The sequence below is a fragment of the Shewanella sp. 10N.261.52.F9 genome, from assembly GCF_041471165.1.
In the GTDB taxonomy this organism is placed as follows: Bacteria; Pseudomonadota; Gammaproteobacteria; order Enterobacterales; family Shewanellaceae; genus Shewanella; species Shewanella marinintestina.
Window position 1 is genome coordinate 204,433 of sequence record NZ_JBFRNX010000001.1, and the last position, 20,301, is coordinate 224,733.

16 protein-coding genes are annotated in these 20,301 nt (G+C 43.3%); 11 read left to right on the forward strand and 5 right to left on the reverse strand.

Annotated features, from left to right (window positions below):
* Nucleotides 1-6 precede the first annotated feature (6 nt).
* Nucleotides 7-867 carry a MipA/OmpV family protein gene (locus AB4298_RS00850; protein WP_371985437.1) on the reverse strand — a complete coding sequence of 287 codons (861 nt, stop codon included), beginning with the start codon at nucleotides 865-867 and terminating at the stop codon, nucleotides 7-9.
* 716 nt (nucleotides 868-1,583) lie between these two features.
* Here AB4298_RS00850 and AB4298_RS00855 point away from each other — a divergent pair.
* The 4 genes from AB4298_RS00855 (at nucleotide 1,584) to AB4298_RS00870 (ending at nucleotide 8,176) form a co-directional block, all read left to right on the forward strand.
* Nucleotides 1,584-3,038: a glycerophosphodiester phosphodiesterase gene (locus AB4298_RS00855; protein WP_371985438.1), complete on the forward strand. Its 1,455-nt coding sequence runs from the start codon at nucleotides 1,584-1,586 to the stop codon at nucleotides 3,036-3,038.
* Nucleotides 3,031-5,499, forward strand: a complete 2,469-nt coding sequence (locus AB4298_RS00860) for a peptidase associated/transthyretin-like domain-containing protein (protein WP_371985439.1) — start codon at nucleotides 3,031-3,033, stop codon at nucleotides 5,497-5,499. Before AB4298_RS00855 ends, AB4298_RS00860 begins: the two co-directional genes overlap by 8 nt.
* A 24-nt stretch (nucleotides 5,500-5,523) precedes the next feature.
* Nucleotides 5,524-7,416, forward strand: coding sequence for a DnaJ-like cysteine-rich domain-containing protein (locus AB4298_RS00865; RefSeq protein WP_248998962.1), 1,893 nt, complete (start codon nucleotides 5,524-5,526; stop codon nucleotides 7,414-7,416).
* A 127-nt stretch (nucleotides 7,417-7,543) separates the two neighbouring features.
* The gene (locus tag AB4298_RS00870; protein ID WP_248998961.1) at nucleotides 7,544-8,176 is read left to right on the forward strand and encodes a 5-formyltetrahydrofolate cyclo-ligase; all 633 of its coding nucleotides are present in this window, start codon (nucleotides 7,544-7,546) and stop codon (nucleotides 8,174-8,176) included.
* Here the strand turns inward: AB4298_RS00870 and ung are convergent.
* Nucleotides 8,160-8,828, reverse strand: a complete 669-nt coding sequence (gene ung, locus AB4298_RS00875) for a uracil-DNA glycosylase (protein ID WP_371985573.1) — start codon at nucleotides 8,826-8,828, stop codon at nucleotides 8,160-8,162. The genes AB4298_RS00870 and ung overlap by 17 nt on opposite strands.
* 252 nt (nucleotides 8,829-9,080) lie before the next feature.
* Here ung and AB4298_RS00880 point away from each other — a divergent pair, with 252 nt between their 5' ends.
* The 3 genes from AB4298_RS00880 to AB4298_RS00890 all read left to right on the forward strand — a co-directional run bounded on the left by AB4298_RS00880 (nucleotide 9,081) and on the right by AB4298_RS00890 (nucleotide 10,638).
* A complete protein-coding gene (locus AB4298_RS00880) occupies nucleotides 9,081-9,638 on the forward strand; it encodes a type II secretion system protein (protein ID WP_371985440.1) in 558 nt (185 codons plus the stop codon).
* Nucleotides 9,639-9,703: 65 nt separating this feature from the next.
* Entirely contained in the window at nucleotides 9,704-10,237 is a 534-nt protein-coding gene (locus AB4298_RS00885) for a type II secretion system protein (RefSeq protein WP_248998959.1), read from the forward strand.
* A 74-nt stretch (nucleotides 10,238-10,311) separates the two neighbouring features.
* Nucleotides 10,312-10,638, forward strand: a complete 327-nt coding sequence (locus AB4298_RS00890; RefSeq protein ID WP_248998958.1) for a DUF3144 domain-containing protein — start codon at nucleotides 10,312-10,314, stop codon at nucleotides 10,636-10,638.
* 98 nt (nucleotides 10,639-10,736) lie between these two features.
* Here AB4298_RS00890 and AB4298_RS00895 read toward each other — a convergent pair whose 3' ends face one another.
* Nucleotides 10,737-11,351 (reverse strand): LysE family translocator, encoded by a 615-nt coding sequence (locus AB4298_RS00895; protein ID WP_248998957.1) that lies wholly within the window; start codon nucleotides 11,349-11,351, stop codon nucleotides 10,737-10,739.
* A 285-nt stretch (nucleotides 11,352-11,636) separates the two neighbouring features.
* Between AB4298_RS00895 and AB4298_RS00900 the strand changes: the two genes are divergently transcribed.
* The 4 genes from AB4298_RS00900 to AB4298_RS00915 all read left to right on the forward strand — a co-directional run bounded on the left by AB4298_RS00900 (nucleotide 11,637) and on the right by AB4298_RS00915 (nucleotide 17,562).
* Nucleotides 11,637-12,179: a thioredoxin family protein gene (locus AB4298_RS00900; RefSeq protein ID WP_248998956.1), complete on the forward strand. Its 543-nt coding sequence runs from the start codon at nucleotides 11,637-11,639 to the stop codon at nucleotides 12,177-12,179.
* Nucleotides 12,180-12,303: 124 nt separating this feature from the next.
* Nucleotides 12,304-13,761 (forward strand): sigma-54 interaction domain-containing protein, encoded by a 1,458-nt coding sequence (locus AB4298_RS00905; RefSeq protein WP_371985441.1) that lies wholly within the window; start codon nucleotides 12,304-12,306, stop codon nucleotides 13,759-13,761.
* A gap of 232 nt (nucleotides 13,762-13,993) precedes the next feature.
* Complete coding sequence (ccoG, locus tag AB4298_RS00910) at nucleotides 13,994-15,406, forward strand: cytochrome c oxidase accessory protein CcoG (RefSeq protein WP_371985442.1); 1,413 nt, start codon at nucleotides 13,994-13,996, stop codon at nucleotides 15,404-15,406.
* A gap of 557 nt (nucleotides 15,407-15,963) precedes the next feature.
* Complete coding sequence (locus tag AB4298_RS00915) at nucleotides 15,964-17,562, forward strand: AMP-binding protein (RefSeq protein ID WP_371985443.1); 1,599 nt, start codon at nucleotides 15,964-15,966, stop codon at nucleotides 17,560-17,562.
* 133 nt (nucleotides 17,563-17,695) lie between these two features.
* Here the strand turns inward: AB4298_RS00915 and AB4298_RS00920 are convergent, their stop codons facing one another.
* Entirely contained in the window at nucleotides 17,696-18,208 is a 513-nt protein-coding gene (locus AB4298_RS00920) for a lipocalin family protein (protein ID WP_248998952.1), read from the reverse strand.
* Nucleotides 18,209-18,310: 102 nt separating this feature from the next.
* Complete coding sequence (locus AB4298_RS00925) at nucleotides 18,311-20,188, reverse strand: ABC transporter transmembrane domain-containing protein (protein ID WP_371985444.1); 1,878 nt, start codon at nucleotides 20,186-20,188, stop codon at nucleotides 18,311-18,313.
* Nucleotides 20,189-20,301: the final 113 nt, after the last annotated feature.

Sequence of the window (20,301 nt, forward strand, 5' to 3'; positions counted from 1 at the left end):
GGCCACCTAAAATACATAGCTGATTGAGGCGTTAAAAAACGACACATAACCAGACTCATTAAAGGGGCTATCTGTCACTTCATCTGACAGCACGTTCATACGATACATAGCCCGAAACACCAAGCTTTCGCTAATTGGATAAGCAACACCAAGCTCTAAACCATAGCTAAATGAGTTGCCCGGTTTATATGCTGGAAATAGCTCTGTTGCTTCTTCATCAGTGACGCCAAAAAGATACTGGTTTAACGTAGAAGAGGAATATTCAACACTAGCTAAAGCATGAAAATTCCAATTACGAACCTGCCATGATTTACCTAATCTGGCACTACTTTGGATCCCCTGCCCATTAAAATAGTCACTCACTATCCGGTATTGAAATACGTAATGGTCGTCCCAATAACGCGTAGCCCTGAAGCCTGCACCAATATATAGCGACTCTTCTGACATCAAGTAATTATTGCGCCCAGCCTCGCTTAACATGGCAGGATCAACCCCCTCAGGTCTCGCCCAGGAAGTTTTTAAATTTGCCGCTAAAATATCTAATGACCAGTTTTCAGAATTCCAAAAATTAAAACCCAGATTTATTCCGTCTTGAGACTGATGCACCATCTCAACAAACAGGCCTTTATACTGATACATTCCACTGATGAGTAAAGAAGGTTCAAGCGTTTGATGTTCGGTTTGTCGCACATCCACTTTATTAACACTATAAACACTGGCTCCCAGTTCAAAATAACCGCCATTAGCAAGACGATCATCGACTCCACCAGCCACACTGGTAGCAATATCAGAGGCTATTACTGCACGAGGAAAACCCCAACATAATGCGCACAAGATCACCCATACCGCCAAATTAGGCCTTAGCATAATGAGTTAAACCAAGGTGTACTTAAAACAGGAATGAGCAACATGAGCTACCAACTAATAATTTGATAAAAATAGTAAAAACTACGTTTGAAATGATAATCAAAATAAGTGAAATAATTGCGTGTTAAGTTGACTAACTTGTCATCACAACCTTTTTAGCGCTATACGCTAGCCTTCAAAAATTACGTAATTAAACCCTATCTATTTATGGCTCTAAAATACTATACAATCCGTCAACAGCGCAACGACCCATCCAGCACAATAACCACCAAAAACACACCTACCAAACAAAACAATTACATTGATTGCAAAAGATTTCCAATGTAAAAGCCAAATCTAATGAATAGGCCTTTAATGGTCATTTGGATTAATTCGTTTTGTATCTTTGTGCTGTCAGTCTCTTGCTATTGCAATCAATAACCCTATAGCTAAAATCATCTTGAACTAAATTCCACTTATCTATAACGCCAATAAACTCGAACGAGATTAGTCACAGCAAGCCTACTAAATGAATCCCTAAATAAGCTTAAGCCACTGTAACGATTGAACATATGTCACACTATGTAAATTGTCACTCACTTAATTATTGTTCGAACCCTTTAAAATCATAGGGTTACATACAAGCCTTTTCTAGTTCGCCATTGTTTTTAACTATCTTTTCGCGTATAAAGCGATAATTATTAATAACTTGTAATTCAGGGACTATGACAAGTTGTATGCTTAAATCTTCTCGCTGTTATGCTTTACTGCTCATCATTTTTATCGCTCTTTCAGGCTGTAAATCTACCCCAGAGGCGCCTCCGATCCCCCCAAAAGTTGTGCCCCAATCATTAAGTCACCTGCCGTTTGACGCTAAAGTTGATGGTGAAGATATTGTTGATATTCAGCTGACTTTGGGCGATCGCAACTTATACCTCAGCGATAGTGGCCATATAAAAATGGTGTCCATTGCGCAGTGTCCGCTGGATATTTCTGCACATCGCGGTGACTTTCGCTTACCAGAAAGCAGCGACCTTGCCATTGCATCTGCGCTTTTTGATAACTACAACAGTGTCGAAATTGATGTAATGCAGCTAAAAGACGGCACTTGGGTTAACCATCACGACAGCCAAACAGGCCGTGCGACTGTGTATTACACCGGTGAGCGCTACAAACTTGAGCGCATGAATCGTAAGCAATATGCCAAGCTCAAACTACGCCAAAAAGGCTCAAACGAACTACTCGATATGCGTCCAATTACTGCATACGAGGCGTTTACTACTTTTGCTGCCTATCGCTCTTATGATCAGTTGCTAAACGTAGAAATCAAGTCTGAAGCTAATGGCCATGAACTGGTTGAGCTAGACAATATGTTGCGTCAAACCATTGGTCAGGGTGGCTATTATTATTCGGCATCTGATCTGGAAATGCTGGAAAAACTCCGTGGGATTAACCCACGCGTTTACTTAGGATTCGTTCAAGGTGCACACCCAACCAGCGTTGATAAGGTTACAGCCGATCTGCGCCGCGGCGCTCAAAACGATGATTATTACTTGGATCACCAAAAGAACATCGAGTTTGCGGGCAAGTATGGCACTAAACGTTACCGTTCTCGTTATAAGAACTATGCGTCATCTGCAGGTATAAGAAAGATCAGCGATAAGCTTGGCGCAAACTCAGGCCTGCATTTAGATATTCGCAGCTTTATGCAAAATACCAGTGTGTTAAATAGCGCGCACCGTTATGGCATGAAAGTCTACACCTATACGATTAACGGTACTGATTTTCATCAAGGCCAGTTAAAGCGACTCGCTAAGAAAAAACTACCTGATGGTGTAATTGTCGACACCACACCTTATAAAATCTGCCAGAAACTGTTTAATGCTTCTGTACCGAACAAGCGTTATCAGCCGTTAACCCCTGCCGGAAAATATATTGCGTCGCTGCCTGCTGATGCCGACTTTGATCGCTTTGACGAAATGCTTGGCTACCAGCAAGAGGGTTATTACATCTCGTTAAACTCTGGCCTTAAGTCAATTGCTAGAGCCAAGGCTAAGCCAGCGAAAGTCAGCAGAAGCAATAAGACTTCAGCAAGTAACCCTCATGGCTTTCCGACAATTGTCGATGAAGAAATAGAGAAAACCAATAGTAAAACCATTATTTTAACCCTACCAAGTAGTAACAATGACTGATAAAAAAAACAGCCCATTTGCCACTGACTTACTTAACTCTGCGCCGACTCAAATTAAAATGGCGGCTGCAGAAAAAGAGCTACAGAAGGTGCAAAAAAAGCAACAATCAACTGCAGCTAAACAACAAAAGCAGCAAAAAATAGAGCAGCAGATCGCCAGTGTCGGTAAACCATTTTGGTGGATGATGACCATGTTCATCTGCTCGGTTATTTATCTGTTCCCTGAAGCGGTATTTAATGCTGCATTAACCGATGTGGCCGGAGGTCGTAACTCTAGCCATGATGATCTGCGCGCAGTTGAGTTATTTGGCCGAACCATTAGTGGTATTGGCGTGACTTTACTACTAGCGGATATGCTACTTAGCGGCAAACGCGTAGCTAGAGTTGGCCGTGCGCTTGGCTATTTTTGTTTGATTGCCGTGCTTGTTTGGCCTACGGTATTTTTTGGCCAAAAATGGTTAGTGGACCACTTTATTATTGATGCTTCGACACCAGAAGAGCGTCAGCAAGCGTATTTGTCACAAGTCCTACGTAGCGCGTTAATCGAAAAGTCGATTCAATTTGAAGGTATTAATTACAACCCAGACCAAGCCCATAGCGGCACAGAAAAGACCTTCTTATCAGTATTTGGTGGTTTAGTGTATGCCGACGATAAACTAGTCGATGATCTATCGCAGAAAAAGCGCATGATCATGGAAAAGTTTGTCCGTGATAAAGCCATGTCTCGCTTTGATAGCCATTACCAAGATTATGATGAATTCCGTCAAACGTTGAGAGGCAAATATCAAGAATACGCCGATGGTTCTGCCAAATATAATCGCGCTTTAGCCAGTGCGCCTGACCGCTCTGATGAGTATTGGTTAGATACCCAAAACCAAGTAAAACTGGGCTGGGAAAAGTATCAAAAAGGCGTTACCGCTTATGAAGCTAGGGTGGAATCTCGAGCACAAAAAATAGCCCCTAAGATCCATGACTATTTTGAGCGTCGTAATAAATGTGCTGATAAGAAAAAAGGTAACAGTCGTAACCGCTGTTTTGAGCGCTTACAAGATGGTTATGACCGCGAGATAAAGAAATACAGCATTCCGTATATACCGCCTGATGACTGGCTGATCCGTGAAGAGATCTCTACCTCTGAAAATGTTGGCAACTCAATCATTGCTGGTGTCATGACCTTTGGTCTATTCACCGCTATGCAAGCGGTTGATGCGGCTACTGGTGGCGATGCAGGTTTAAAAGATCACCGCATGGTGTATACCAATGATGTGAATCACTATAAGAATGTACTGATGGTAAAAATGGAGCCTGACTTTATTAAAGAATCAGGAGGCTATCCATTAGGCATCAACTCTTTGCATACCTTCAGAGTACATGAACTCACTAGCCTTAAGGTAAACAAAAAGCTTAAACAGAAAGGGCTAAGTCTACCAACTGCTTGGTCTATTACTGATCGCCGAACATTCGATAAAGCCGTGGCAAGCAAAGTTCGCCAACAAACCGATATTGAATGGCGCAAAAACATGCGTGCTAAAAACACTGATATGCCGCCTAACCTAAGCTGGAAAGCATTCCAACGCCACAGCGATATTCAGCAGCGTATTGCCAAACGTATGGGTGACCTATACGTTAACCCTACCTTAGCCGACTGGAATAATCGTCAGTTTAAGCAGCAAATCATCGAGCCTAATATTCAGCGCAAAACCACTGAATACCTTAATGTACTAGAAGCTCAAAAAGCTGAGTTTGCCGATGGTGGTATATTTGAAGCCACCGGTAAATCGGCGCTACGTGCCACCATTATCCCACCTATTTCAATGTCGATTAGTTTAGCGTTAGTACTGCTAACAGTGCTTAAGCTACCAATGAAACTCGTTGAGTTGGTACAAGCTAAGCAAGCTAAACCGACAACAGAAAAGAGCACAAAACCTTACGTTAAGCCTGCAATTACCATGACCATTTTAGCGTCAATTTTTGTCGTGCCTATGTCGATTGGCGGCAATGAGTACACCATGGAAGACTCGGCGATGAACTACTTCTTTGAGCAGATGGAGAAGAATGATTCGGCCAGTATTTCTTTTGCGCTCAAGTGGCTGTTGGTTACCCAGCCATTGGTGCAGCCTATTGGCTCAGCAATTGACAATACCTTTAGCATTACCAAAGGCTTCAATGCGATTAGCGAACCACTTAACCAATTTGATTTAGCCATGCTGCCAGAGCACGACTCAAGTGACCACAGCGCTAAAAAGAGCACAGCTAAGCCAACGTTGAAACTGCCTTTAACGGTAAATACTAACGTTGATGGAGCTAGAGTTTCTGTGATGAATATTAAACCAAGATATCAACCGGGGATGCTACTGCCACCTGGTGGTTACGATATTAAGGTGAGTGCTCCGGGTCATCAAGATGTGCGTCAATGGGTGTATTTAAAAGCCGATAAAACTCAATTTACCATTAAGCTATAACCAGTATTAAATAGGAAGTATGCCGTGAGCCAATTACAGCAATTTCAAGACTTTATTAGAACTAACGGTGAAGAACTCACCGGTGTAGATGTACCCGTTGTATTAAGCGATGAGCAAGCTAAACAGCCTCAACTTAACTTTACCTTTGGCTGGCGAATTGAAATTGGCGTCAACTCCCATAGCCATGGGGGACGACGTCCTGCAGGTATTAGCTGTGGTACATCGTCAGATGCAAGCCATGAAGCAAACCAAGCAGCTAAAGAGTATGTCAGTGGCCGAGACCCACTGTTTAACGAACGCTTTATCAAGATCCTTGGGCCGGATATTAGCAAAAACTTTTTAATCAAAAATACTGGCTTAAACTCAGCTCCTAATACCTATGTAGGTCAAGACATTTGTAGCAATTGCCGAGGCTCTGGTTGTGTAAGTTGCAGCAGCTGTAATGGCCGAGGAAAAAGTAGTTGTTATTCTTGTAGTGGTAGCGGCCGTGTCAGTGTGAGTAAGTACGACAGCTACAACCAACGTACGGTTTACACTACAGAGTCTTGCTCATCATGTTGGGGCAGCGGTAAACAAACCTGTTCAACTTGTAATGGTAGCGGTGACGTCACCTGCCGTACCTGTGATGGCAGCGGTTACTTATATTACAGCTACACTATCGATGGCGAAGCCAAGCGCAGCACTAGATGGAAGCATACCAGTAGCGATTACCATGAATGGACTGGCGATTTTATCAAACGTACCGGCCTTAACGTAATCCACGGCTTTAACGATATTACCGAAGTAGATGTTGAAGGCGACCTTGATGGTTGTACCTTTGTGTATGCCTTTAGTGCTATTTTGCCAACACTGCAATTCACGGCAACTATCGACAAAGTCGACACTAAAATGTGTTTTGCCGGTAAACAAAATAAAACTCATGACGCCGGTGGTGTTTATGATCCAGCAGTGTGGAAAGTCGCCCAAAAGATGGGCGCGGGAGATAAAAAAGACGACACCATTGCCCTTGCCACGCCTGCGATTAAAAATATCGTAGAAGCCGATACGACGAGCAGCAAAATTGGGTTATTAGAGGAGAATTGGGTATCGACAGATATCAAAGATGCCGTAGTAACCAACTATAAGACTTTGGTGACCCAGCTTAAGAAACAAAGCGTAAAAGGCATTGTCCCTAGGATGTTAGGCGCTGTAGTTAAATATGCCTACCTATTCTTTACCTTAGGTATACTAATAGCGCTACTGTTTCCACAGTTTGCAGAGCAAACTCAGGACCGTGTAGGCTTAATGCAATACCCACAGTGGATTGTCGCACTATTAAAGGGTGACTTTGCCCTGTTTGGAGTCCACCCATTAGCCAACTATGCCTTTGTCATAGGTCTGTTTATCGCAAGTTACCAGCTGATAAAACGCTGTTATTGGAAGAACATTGGTAAAGCTAAAACTTATGCTCTGGCATTAGGTATTACTCTGTTGCTGCCTCACATTGGCCTAAGCTTGTTTTATAATACCCTAACAGCGTTTCAGTATACGCCCGCTCTCGTAAATGCATTAGCTGGTGGCGCCTTATTTGTAGGGCTTTATTTATTAGTTATTGGCTTCAGCTGGCCGAGCAAATGGTACTTAAAGCCTATTGGTTTAATTGTTGCTGCAGCATTATACGTCGCCCTTCAATTTGGTATCGCTATGCTCAACGGTGCACTTGGCATAGTGCCGGCTGAAGTGAAGTACGTTAGAGGTATCGGCCAAATTATTGAGCCAGCATTAATGTTTATGAGCCATAACTTAATTGAACTGGGTTTATTGACTATATTGTGTAGCTACTTCTTAACTCGTCGACGTTTTTGGTTAAATGCCAAAACAGCCGTGGCCGACTACAACAGTCCAGTACTGCTTAAGTCGATGAATATGGAGCGTTAAAGCTACTTCGTCACGAGAAATAGTTTAATCGATGCCGCTTGGTTCTTTAGCACTAAGCGGCATTTTTGTACCGGTAGCTTTTAACCACTCTGAAAGTTAGACTATTTATCAAAAGGAGTCGTCTTAAATGCCAGCAAAAACGCACAACAGTATTACCCCTGCAAATCGCAAGCAGATCCGCGCCACGATTCGTCTCGCGCGCCAAAGCTTGTCGGCCGAGCAGCAATTTGCAGATTCAAAGCAGGCCACAGATACCTCTTTATCGACCATACTCAAACTTAACGCTCGCCGTGTAGCACTTTATCTTACCAATGATGGAGAGCTTGATACCAAGCCATTAATAGAGATGCTTTGGCAGCATAATATTGCGGTATACCTGCCACGATTACACCCCTTTAGTGCGGGCAATTTACTCTTCCTACGCTATCAAGCTGATAGTGTATTAGAGCAAAACAGTTTAGGTATTTGGGAACCAAAGTTAGATATCACGCAGATGATGCTTACTCATCAACTAGATGTAGTGATCACACCATTGGTCGCCTTTGACAAGCACGGTAACCGCATGGGGATGGGCGGTGGCTACTACGACAGAACCCTCGCTAACTGGCAAAGTATCGGTAAACCTTTACCGATAGGTTATGCCCACGACTGTCAGCAAGTCGATAGCCTGCCCTGCCAGCATTGGGATGTGCCGTTACCTATGATTATTACTCCAAGTGCAGTGTATCAATATTCAGATAAAGTTATACCTGCCAGTTGATTGGGGCTTCACCTCGAGCTTGTAAAAGCTGATTAACTTTAGAGAAATGCTGACAACCAAAAAAACCACGATAAGCTGATAATGGCGATGGATGTGGCCCGCTAAGAACCTCATGCTGCGGCGCATCAACCCCCTTACCTTTTTTAATCGCATGAGCCCCCCACAACACAAAAATAATCGGCTGGGGTTGCTGATTAAGCAGGGTTAATGCGTTGGCGGTAAAAGTTTCCCAACCTGATTTAGCATGGGAATGCGCCTTGGCTTGCTCAACCGTTAATACGGTATTTAACATTAATATTCCTTGCTCAGCCCAAGCGCTTAAGTTGCCGTGTTCTGGAACCATAAAGCCATCAATATCGGTAGCCAACTCTTTGTACATATTGACCAAAGAGGGCGGCGTTTTTACGCCATGTTTAACCGAAAAACACAATCCATGAGCTTGGTTGGGGCCATGGTAAGGATCTTGGCCAATGAGTACTACTCGCACCTTATCAAGAGGCGTAGCATCAAAAGCAGCAAACACTTCATTTTCAGGCGGAAAAATGACTTTACCCGATGCCCGTTCTGCATCAACAAATAGCTGTAAGGACTTAAAATATTCTTGCTGCTGTTGCTCTTTAATAAAAGTCGACCAACTACTATTAACTGCCATCATTAACCTCTAAATAAAACCTGTAAAGCTGAAGAAAGCCAAGTTTACCATGTAAACAAGCTCACCTATCTGTAATTAGCCGGCAAAACAGACAACCAAACAGACGGAATAAACGCATAAACAACACCAACCAATACAACAAACTGCAAACTTTAATACCCAACAAGCAATCAAGTAACCAACCTTTGATCATTGGTATTAAAACTTGTCAGTGTTAATATAGCCACCTTATTACGAATTGATGATTTTATAATGCAAGGTTTAGGTCCATTAACAAAACAACAGTTAGGTTTTACGCTTATTGAACTGGTTGTGGTGATCATTATTTTGGGCATTTTGGCGGCTGTTGCTGCACCTAAATTTCTCAACCTATCTGAAGATGCACAAGTTGCCCAAGTTAAAAACACTGGTGGAGCTTTTAAATCAGGCATTAACTTAGCGCGCTCGGTATGGGCTGTAAAAGTGGGGAGTGGTCCTGCTGAAAACTTGCCAGTATATGGCGACACTGATGATACCCATGTTGATTTTAATGCTAATGGTTGGCCTGCTCAGCATTTTTATACTGATAATGAAGCCTCACCTCAGCTTGATAATGTTGATGATTGTATTTCAGTATGGAAAATAGTACTGCAAAACGATGAGCCTACGGTATCAGATATAAATGCCTCTGATGAAACCGATTATAAAGCTCTATATAATGGACGTGTGCCAGCAGTCTGTATCTATCAGTACTCAGATAATACAAATTTATCGATAACTTACGACTCTAATAACGGTAGCGTTGTGGTGGACTCGGATCCTAACAGCTAATATTGAATCTATAGCGCTCGCTCGTTAGCGATAAAATTAAGATTGAAAGAATAAAGGAATTATTCATGCCTACAAAAACTGCAAGCTTGGGATTTACCCTAATTGAGATGGTCGTGGTGATCATCGTCTTAGGGATCTTAGCAGTTGTGGCTACGCCAAAATTTATCAATCTAAAGCAAGATGCTCAAATCGCAACAGTCGAGGCAACTGGCGCTGCATTTAAAGGTGGCATCACTTTAGCAAATGTAAAATGGGCGTCTAAAGGTGGCTCTGGCCCAGTTGATAATTTGCAAGTATTTGGCGATGGCAGTAACGGTCAGCTAGATATTAATCAATGGGGCTTTCCTGCGCAAAACTACCCACCATTTGAATCGAGCCCAAGGTTAAATAACGTTGCTGATTGTATGTCTGTATGGCGCACGATTATGCAAGAGCCCCCTGTCGTCACCAGCTCTCCAAATACTGATGGTGCAGAATACTTTGCCACTTATATTGGCCCAGACCAATGCCGCTACTTCTACTTACCAGAGCAAACCATGTCTATCTATTACGATTCTCGTGACGGTAGCGTTATTACCGATTCAGATCCCAATAGTTAATATCAATGATTCATTAATGTCTCATTTAAGTTAGAATCGAGACACTATCCTAGATAAACAAGAGCAGAAGCAAGATGTCAGAAGCTAAAAAAGAAACCACCATTTTTGAACTAGCCGATCAATTCATTGCATTGGCAAACGAACTAGCAGGTAAAGAACAAGATGTCGGTAAAGTCGGCACAGCTATGCGTTTCGCAGCTGCTCGCTTCAACGCATTTGAAGCTTCTTTAAAATCATCTGATCTAGCAGCAGAAAAAGACAATGCTCTTGCATGGTTTACCGATGAATACAAAGCCATGCTTGCGGATAACCTTGAAGACCATATCAAAAACCCTGTGCAGTCTCGCGAGCCTGAGCCTGAAGCAGCTAAAGATGATGCTGTACAGGTATTCAACTCTTAAGCCATTAGTGCAATGTAGCCTGAGTTGCTTTGGTTAAAAACAATTAACCAATAAAAACGCCATCTATTATGATGGCGTTTTTTATCTTGATGACTGTTCTAAAGCGACACAATCACCCGCACTGCCAGCAATATCAGCACCACACCCGACAGTTTATCGATTAAAGCAGATTTCTCTCTAAGCTTTGGCAACACAGCTGAATGCGATAATATTAGCGCGATTAATGTGTACCACAAACCATCAATAACCAGTGGCGTCAGCACGATTAATGCTTTACCTGTCATATTGTCTGCCACCATCACGAACTGGCTAAATAGCGCCAAGAAAAATAGCATGATCTTAGGATTAAATAGCGAAATAGCTAAACCATCACGCGCTGCGGTTAATGCATCAGTTGATTCACCAGCTGCGAGTTTATCTGACATACCGCCTTTAGAACGTAGTGCCTGTACCCCCATATAAGCCAAATAAAGTGCACCAATAATAGCAATGCCGTTAAACACCATTGGGGCTTGTTTCAGTAATACCGCTAAACCCAATAAGGTTAGCAAGGCATAAACGCCAATGCCGATTGAATGTGCCCAGGCACAAATAATGCCCTTACCGCGGCCACCACCAAGAGTGTGTCTCACCACCATGGCTAAACTCGGTCCCGGTGACATTGCGCCTAAACAACAAATTGCTAGTAAACCTAGCCAAGCACTAAAAGTCATTTTATCCCTTGTGAATACCCAGCCTATGGCCAGTAATTAAGTGGCAACAATATATATTAATAACCCTTTACTGACCAACTTGGTTTATTACGACCATAAACAGACACCTTACCTGCAATATTCAATGCATTAGGCGAGAGTTACTCAGGTTATTTTCATTTAACTGGTGCACAATAGTGTTAGCTTGGGACAGTGCGTGCATTAATTAAGCTGGCTACAATTGCTACTGCTTTATTGTTTAGGCGCCTAACACTGTAGCCCTTAGATAATTTTTTTGGAGTATTGATGGATACGATTTCAATCAGCATCGCCATTTTTTTCAGCCTACTTTGCTTAAGTATTGCTTCACTTATCTGGCTCAAAATTAAAGGCAGAATCATCCCTAATGGGGTAATTGTGGTTTTAGGGTTTATGACAATATGCGTCGGCAGTGTATTTGCCTTTATTAACTATGGCGAAGACTATGAAGCATATAAAAAGCTGCATTGGCAAACCTTAACTCCGAGTCAAATTGAGCCACTTGTGGATCAAGGTTATACGGTATTTGTCGATGTCACCGCGGACTGGTGCAATATCTGTTATGCCAATAAAGTCGGCGTAACCCACAGAGAAAAAATCGTTAATGCCTTAGCGGCTGACAAGATTATTTTAATGCTAGGCGATTGGACTGAGCCTAACGCCATTGTTGAGGACTATATGCGAACTCAAGGGCGAGGCGGCACACCATATAATAAAGTCTATGGCCCAGGGGCACCCGACGGCATCATATTACCTACCCAGCTCACCATGGAATCTGTCCTACAAGGGCTACAAAAAGCCAAAGGCTAGCTCTGGCTAACACATTAGCAATATTAGAGATTAAAAATAAGGTCACGTTATTTCGTGACCTTATTTTTTTGCCCGCCATTTTTCCGTATACTCAGAACATTAACTCCTCTCTATTAGGCTGCTTATGTCTGCCATTAACCTTAAAGACAAAACCAACCACGACAACTTTTTACCAGAAAACCAACTGATCTTAAACGCAGTCAGCGAAGGGATTTATGGGTTTGATCTTGACGGAAATGCGGTTTTTATTAACCCTGCGGCTGAACGAATGACAGGTTGGGTTTCGGCAGAATTGCTTGGCAAAAATATTCATGATTGTCATCACCATAGCCATAGCGATGGCAGCCACTACCATAAAGATGATTGCCCAATTTACAACACATTATTAGACGGCACAGCTCGTGAGATCAGCCATGAAGTATTTTGGCGTAAAGATGGCACTAGCTTTCCTGTGCACTATACATCGACCCCAGTATACAAGGATGGGGTGATGATGGGTGTAGTCGCGATATTTCGTGACATAAGTATTCAAAAGCAAACAGAACGCTCATTAAGGCAAGCACTTGAGCAAGTGCAAGCGCTATCTGAAAAGCTGTCTTTTGAAAATCAATACTTACAGCTTGAGCTTGCCGATCGTACTGGTGATGTAGAAATATCCGGTAGTAGCCAGCCAATTAATCAACTCATTCAACAGATTAAATTAGTATCAAACACGGAGAGCACTGTACTCATTAGTGGTGAAAATGGCACAGGCAAAGAGCTTGTTGCTCGTAACCTCCACAGATTAAGTAATCGTGCCGATAAACCGCTCATCAGCGTTAACTGTGCCGCCTTTTCAAGTTCGCTATTAGAAAGTGAGCTGTTTGGCCATGAAAAAGGCGCATATACCGGTGCCACCAGCCGCCGCAAGGGTCGTTTTGAGCTTGCCCATCAAGGCACGCTGTTTTTAGATGAAGTGGCTGAGCTGAGTTTAGAGGCGCAATCTAAGTTACTTAGAGTCATTCAAGAACAAGAGTTTGAACGTGTAGGCAGCAGCCAAACCATCAAAGTTGATATTCGTCTTATCACCGCCACTCACCACGATTTACTTAAGCGTGTCGAGCAAGGTCTGTTTCGTATGGATCTGTATTACCGCTTAAATGTATTTCCAATTGTGGTGCCACCACTGAGGCAGCGCTTGAGCGATATTCCAGAGTTAGTCAGTCACTTAATCCAAGATTTAAACCGTAAACTGGGTAAAAAAGTGAGCCAAGTCAGCCAAAAAGGCATGCAAAAACTAATGCAAAATAGCTGGCCAGGAAACGTTCGCGAGCTGCAAAATGTGCTGGAGCGGGAGATGATCCTAGCCCATGGCCCAGTATTGGAGTTTTGCCAGCTCACAATGTCTGCACCACTTGATAACCCACAAACTGTTGCCAGCAATCAAACACTGCAACAGGTCGAACGCCAGCATATCATTAATATTCTAAAGCAGACCCAATGGCGGATCTCGGGAAGTGGTGGTGCCGCTGCTGTACTTGGTTTGCCGCCAAGTACTTTGCGTTCACGTATGAATAAACTGGCAATTGTTCGGCCAATTTAGCATCTGACTAAATCAAGCACGCTTTCTATTCTTAGCTTCAAAGATCGCGATATATCGCCAACACACGATATATCGCCACCCACGTAAAACCTGTAACAAATAATACTGTTTAAAATCAATAACTAACACCACTAAAAACTTGGTATAAGGCTTGCAAATACAGTCAGTAACGATATTGCCACGCTGCACTAAAAGTGCTGCGAACACAGAATGCGTCCTGTAGAGAAGCCTTATGCAAAAAAATAACGTGAACAACACGATAGAGAGTCCAGCTCAAGCGCAACGGATCCCCGTAACTGTAATACCGAGTCAGCCAGCTAATCGAAAGATCCATATCCGTGAGCAAAAAGGTCAGTTTCAACAGCTAAGAACTGGCATGAACAGTTTGCTAGTAGCGCTCTTTTTTCTGCTACCGTTTATCTCCTACGATGGTCGTCAGGCGATATTATTTGATCTGAGCCAGCAGCAGTTTATCTTTTTTGGCACCACATTATGGCCGCAAGATTTTACGATTTTGGCTTGGGTGTTTATTGCTGCGGCATTTTTACTGTTTTTTATCACCGTGTTCTGGGGGCGAATTTGGTGCGGCTACCTTTGCCCACAAACCGCATGGACCTTTATTTATATGTGGATAGAAACTCGCATCGAAGGAAACCGTAATAAACGTTACGCCCTAGATAAAGCACCTTGGAGCACAGACAAACTCAAGAAGCGCGCTTTAAAACACAGTGCCTGGGGCGCAGTAGCCTTGCTAACTGGTTGCGGCTTTATTGCTTATTTCGTGCCTGCTCGAGAACTCTATGTCGACATTTTCAGCTTTGGTGCAAGCTTTTGGGTAACTATATGGGTTTGGTTCTTTGCCATATGCACCTACTTAAACGCAGGCTGGATGCGCGAGCAAATGTGCTTACATTGCTGCCCTTATTCACGCTTTCAATCGGTAATGTTTGACGCCAATACTAAAACCGTAACTTATGATGCCAGTCGTGGTGAGAGCCGAGGTCCACGTAAGCGCAATGAAGCTAGTTCATTAGGTGACTGTGTTGATTGTAATCTCTGTGTCGATGTGTGCCCGACAGGCATAGATATTCGAAATGGCCTGCAATATGAGTGTATTAACTGCGGCGCTTGTGTTGATGCCTGTAATCAAACCATGGAAAAATTTGGCTATCAACAGAACCTTATCAGCTATACCAGTGAAAACTCGCTAGCCGGCAAAGCGGAGCCCTTTTATGAATCATATAAATTCATAGGCTACGGAGTTGCAGCGCTAATCATGATCACTGTCATTGCTGTCGATATTTATAATCGCAATAGCATTGAGCTCAATGTACTACGCGACCGACAAACCCTGTACCGCGAAACTTTAGACGATAAAATTGAAAACAGCTTCACCCTTAAGATCCGCAATAAAACCCAGCAAGCAAGACTTTATCGCATATACGTGTCTGGTAATAATGGCTATAGAGTAATGGGTGATGTAAATTTGAAAATTAAGCCCGGAGAGCAACTTGATTACCCAATTACAGTGGTTGCAGAGCCTGAACAATTACCAAGTGGCCGCAATGAAATTACCTTTACCGTGGCGGAGCAGCACAACTATGGCCAAGCCTCACAAGAGTCGAGTTTCTTTGCACCGATTTAAGTTCAGGATAAAGGTTATAGAATCTAGGTCCTAGGGCGCTTCGCCGCGAGAACGGCCTGCGCCCTACTAGGAAAAGCAAAAATCACTACCTTTAGCGTTTCTTTGCTTTTCCGACCTTTCCTCTTTGCTTAATCTTTTTCTAGGACCTTTCATTGTACCTAGAACCTATCTTTGCATTTCCTAGAGCCTTAGACTTTGCTCGTCCTGTAAGCGAAGCGTTCTGTAGTGATGTAGTCATGTTCGACTATTCTAAAATCGCCTTAGCTTTTATCGTCTTTGATTGAACCGTCTCTATTTTAACCCTCTTTGCTTTGATCTTTTCCTAGCACCTAGAACCTTTCTTTACCTTTCCTAGAACCTACCTCTCTTTACATTTAGAGCAAAAAGTCTAATCCTTACAAACTGATACCCATCGATTCAATACAATTAGCAGGAAACAATTTATTTCAACTTCGCCCATTGACCTTTCTGCTAGAATCGCACTAATCTAAACGCCTGTTTGATTTTATATAAGCATCAATCGCCAACAATCAACACACTAGCTAAAGGGTACTTCAATGGCTTACGACTCAGACTTAACGCTCGATCTCTCACGCTATGCATCGCTTATCGATCTGATTGAACTTGCCAGTGCCCGTTATGGCGACAAAGCAGCTTATTCATGCCTTGGTAAAGAAACGAGCTTTAATGAAATTAATCGCTACTCTCGCCAATTTGCTGCTTATTTACAGCAAGAAACGAGTTTAGTGCAAGGCGATAGAATTGCTATTCAGCTGCCCAACATTACCCAATTTGTTATCGCCGCTTACGGCGCTATCAAAGCTGGAATGGTGCTGGTGAATACCAATCCTCTCTATACCCAGCGTGAACTGATTCATCAGTTTAATGACTCCGGCGCTAAAGTCTTAGTGGTTCTATCAGATCTACTGCCTACACTGACTGAGGTAGTAGAAAAAACAGGTATTGAAACTGTTATATCTACCCATGCGATGGACTTAATTGCGCCGCAACCACAACCTGAAGTGCCTTTTGCAACAGTACCTTTTTGCGATGTATTGGCAAAAGGCGAGGCGCTAACCTACGCGCCAGTGATCAGCGTACTTGGCCAAATAGCGGCACTGCAATACACAGGCGGCACAACAGGGTTGTCGAAAGGTGCCATGCTGACTCACGGCAATTTAATTGCCAACGCAATGCAGATTAAGTCACGCTTAGGTAGCCGAATTATTGAAGGTGAAGAGATCTTCGTCGCACCGCTCCCTGTGTACCATATCTATGCCTTTATGGTGAATTTGGTGCTTTATTATGAGCGCGGCGGCTGCTCCGTTTTAATCCCTAACCCACGAGATATTGCGGGTTTAATCTCTACGTTATCAAACTATCCATTTACTGGCTTTGCCGGTCTTAACACTCTATTTGTTGGTCTATGCCATCAGCCTGCATTTCAAGCGCTAGACTTTAGTCACCTTAAAGTCACCATTTCTGGCGGTACCGCCCTTACCCAAGCTGCGGCAAGCATTTGGCAGCAAACAACGGCTTGCACCATTTCTGAAGGTTATGGCTTATCTGAAACCTCGCCAGTGGTATCACTTAATTCACCTGGGCTTGAGCAACTTGGTACTATCGGCAAACCGGTGATCGCCACCCAAGTTAAAATCCTCGATATGGATGATAATGAAGTTCCAATTGGTGAAACCGGTGAGCTTGCCGTATTTGGCCCGCAGGTAATGCTAGGTTACTGGAACAACCAAGCTGAAACCGATAAGGTCATGACCAAGGCTGGTTTCTTTAAAACCGGCGATATTGCGGTAGCGACAGAAGATGGGTTTCACAAAATTGTCGACCGTAAGAAAGACATGATTATCGTCTCGGGTTTTAATGTTTACCCTAATGAGGTGGAAGACGTTTTATCAAACCATGACAGCATATTAGAGTGTGCCGTGATTGGCGTTAACGATGATCGCAGCGGTGAAGCGGTTAAAGCGGTTATTGTATTAAGCGATCCACATAGCGATATAGAGCAGGCTAAAACGGTAATTGAACACTATTGCCGCGAACAACTTACCGCGTATAAAGTACCAAAAATCATTGAATTTGTTAGTGCCCTACCCAAATCTACCGTAGGTAAGATTTTAAGGCGCGAGCTACGTAAGTAGCTCCAAGGTAAAAGTTACGTAAGTAGCTCAAAAGTAAAAGCGACATAAGCTGCGCCAAGGTCGCCTGTTTAAGTCACAGATAGTAAAAAGGAGCCTAAGGCTCCTTTTTAGTCTGTATTGTTTTTAATTCTAACTAACTTTGTTTGACCCAAATGATCTGGTCCGTGGCAAAACCAAGCTTGTTAGCTTGCTCGATAAACTGCTGCTTTAGCGCTTCATCCACAGTCGGTGTGCGCGATAAAAACCATAGGTAGTCACGGTTATAGCTAGTGATGAAGGCGTATTGGTAATCTTTAGTATCGAGTTCATACACCACATAAGCACCATAAAATGGTCCAAAGAAAGATACCTTAAGATGGCCAATATCTGGGCTATCAACAAAGTAGGCTTTGCCCTCAGCTTCATCCCAGCTTTGCTCGGCAGTTGAAAAACCGCGATTAATCACCTGCACGCCACCATCGTCTTTCATCGAGTAGGTCGCAGTCACCTGATTAAGTCCGCGTTCAAAACTATGATCAAGACGCGCTATTTCATACCAAGTGCCTAAGTAGCGCGGTAACTCAAAGCCTTTAACCGGCTCTATACCGCTTGGTAAACTCGTGCAGGCAGATAAAAACAGTAAACTGAACATCATTATCAAACGCATATTCTTCTCTCTATTTTTTGCTGATAAACGCATTAAATAACAATACGTTCACCAGCGCTATAAAGTTTAACTAAGCGTCAAAAATATTTAATCTGTCTTCACTTAGTCTTGCTCAGTTAATAACTGCAAGCTGGCAAATTCACGATAAAGCTCGCTGCTTAGCATCAGCTGTTGATGGGTGCCACTAGCCACTACTTGACCTTTATCTAACACTAAAATGCGGTCGGCATTGATAACCGTTGCTAGCCTATGGGCAATAATCAGCGTTGTTTTGCTTGTCATCAAGCTATCGAGTGCTTGTTTAACTTTATGCTCACTCACCGCATCGAGCGCGCTGGTCGCTTCGTCTAATAACAGAATTGGTCTATCAGCTAATATTGCTCTGGCAATCGCAATTCGCTGCTTTTGCCCGCCAGATAAACGTACGCCGCGCTCGCCTAAATAGGTTTGGTAGCCGTCGCTAAACTCAGTGATAAACTCATCAGCTTTGGCAGCAATACAAGCCTGCTTTACATCTGCTTCGCTCGCATCAAGGCGGCCATAACGCACGTTCTCTAGTACGCTAGTCGCAAAAATTACTGACTCTTGTGGCACCAGAGCATATTGCTGTCGCAGAATTTGTGGCGTCAGCTTGGCGATATCTATGCCATCAAGTTCAATCGAGCCGCTATCGAGCACATAAAAGCGTTGTAGTAATTCGAATAAGGTACTTTTACCGGCGCCACTAGCGCCAACCAGTGCCACACGTTCACCGGGCTTGATATCAATATTGAGGCCACGAATGACTTCGTTGTTGTTATTAAAAAAAGGCTCAAGGCTGCTATCAACACTATCACTCATATTGCTATAGCTAAATCGTACATTTTTAAGCTGCAGTTCACCGCGCACGGGCGTTGGTAGCCCAAGTGGGTTTTCTACCACAGGGATATCTATCGGGGTTTCAATGAGCTCAATCAAACGCTCAGTAGCACCAGCCGCACGTTGAATTTCGCCAATCACTTCACTGATGGTTGCCACAGAGCCTGCCACCATTACCGCGTAAAACATAAAGGCCGACAGCTCACCGGCACTAATCGCCCCACTCATGACATCGTGCGCGCCAACCCACATCACTAAAGCTATGGCTAAAATACTTAAAAACATTACCAGTGAGATAAGGATTGAGCGGTACTTAATTCGGCCTTTGGCTGCATCCATCACTGCTTCAACGCGATGATTAAACAAGGCGCGGTCTTGGTCTTCATGAGAATAAGCTTGCACGGTGTGGATCTCATGCAATGTTTCATCAACATAAGCCCCTAAGTCCCCAACTTTATCTTGGCTTTTACGTGATAAGTCACGCACCTTACGACCGAAGAAGAAAATAGGCCCAAGTACCATAGGCACGGCTAACAAGACTAAACCTGTCATTTTAAAACTAGTAATCGCCATCATGACGATGCCACCTAGCACAGTCACACTGGCACGCAGCGCCATCGACAAGCTTGAACCGACAACAGACTGCAACAAGGTTGAGTCGGCAGTAAAACGGGAGATCACCTCACCGGTTCTCAGCTTGGCATAAAAACCCGGTGATAGTTTCAGTAAGTGGTCATACACCTTTAAGCGAATATCAGCACTAACGCGCTCACCCAGCCAGGTCATTAAATAAAAACGACAAAAAATTGCGCTACTGCTCAATGCGGTAATACCTATGACCAGCAAGATAATCTCATTTAAGCGTGAACCGTTATCTTTTAAAAAACCTTCATCGACCATAAGGCGCACGCCTTGACCAAGCGATAGCCAAGCGAGTGAACCGATAAACAAAAAGATAATCGCGGTGATAACTTTGGCGCGATACGGCTTTAAAAATGCGCCAATCCACGGCAGCACTGCACGCTGGCTTACATGAGGTGTATTTTTAGGTTTATCTGAGTCATTCGTCGTAGCCTTTGAATGACTATCGCCATTAGCGACAGAAGAAGTGTTTTGATTCAATGCAATATCCCTAACCTTAAGTAAGGTTAAAATGAAAACAACAGCAGAATAACAAAACCCGCACGAAGACGGGCAATGTTTATTTAGATCAGAATACTTTTATTTATCTCGCT